This is a genomic window from Bacillus sp. JJ1474 (assembly GCF_036965225.1).
In the GTDB taxonomy this organism is placed as follows: Bacteria; Bacillota; Bacilli; order Bacillales; family Cytobacillaceae; genus Cytobacillus.
The window spans coordinates 1-998 of record NZ_JBALPC010000024.1 but is presented as its reverse complement, the minus strand read 5'-3'; the positions used below and the strand labels follow the sequence as shown (position 1 = coordinate 998).

Genomic DNA, 998 nt, shown 5'->3' with positions numbered 1-998 from the left:
ATATTTATTAGTTGAATTACCAGATACTCATGTACCTGCTTATGCTGTGAAGCTTTTATTCAATATACAATTAGAAGGAATCACTCCTATCATCGTTCACCCCGAAAGAAATGTTCAGATTAGGGAGAATCCTGATATTTTACATCAATTAGTAATGAACGGAGCAGCTACTCAAATTACAGCCTCGAGTTTAATAGGTTATAAAGGAAAGAAGCTACGGAAGTTTTCTCTTCAATTAATTAAACATCATTTAACTCATTTTATTGCATCCGATTCACATCGTTTATCAAGGAGTTCATTTAAATTGAATGAAGCTTATGAGGTAATAAATGAAGAGTTTGGAACTGACTATTCCAATTTACTCCAAGAAAACACTAGAAAACTTCTTAATGGAAATGGAATAAATAGACAAGAACCAAACAAAATTAAAATGAATAGATGGTTTCATTTTTAACAAATTTGTTTATTTTTCCTTCATATAGAGAAGGAGTATCGGCAGCATTAATGCAGGTAATGTTTGAATTGTCAAAAATTAAAATGAATTTATCAAATATTTTCGATGCACTTAAAAATTAGGAGTGTTTTAGATGAACATAGTTGAGTATGATTCATTAATACAATGTAAAAATGAAATCGTAAAATTTCAATTTCAAAATAATACTACTGTTTTTTTTGATTACGATTGGATGCTATTGTGGAAAAAATATTTTGGGGAAAAATATAAAGAGAAAATAATTCTTTTTTATGAGAATGAGGAGCTAAAAGGTTTTGCTCCATTGGTATATTTTGAATCTAAAGGATTTTCAAAACGGATATTTAGGTTTTACGGTGGTAATATGAATGGTTATATTAATATACCTGCCAAAAAAGGATATGAACAGGTAGTTTATAGATATTTGCTTGCCCATTTAAGAAAAGATAAAAAAGCAATTAGTATTCAACTTGAAGATATTAATGTTCAAACTATAGATTATGAAATACTACATAATTTAGCAAGA

2 protein-coding genes are annotated in these 998 nt (G+C 28.2%); both read left to right on the top strand.

Annotation, left to right across the window (positions count from 1 at the left end; all coding sequences use genetic code 11):
* On the top strand, window positions 1-454 hold a 454-nt coding region (locus V7164_RS03720; protein ID WP_335353419.1), incomplete at its 5' end, for a CpsB/CapC family capsule biosynthesis tyrosine phosphatase.
* 133 nt (window positions 455-587) lie between these two features.
* Window positions 588-998: hypothetical protein (locus tag V7164_RS03715; protein ID WP_335353418.1), on the top strand; the 411-nt coding region annotated here is incomplete at its 3' end.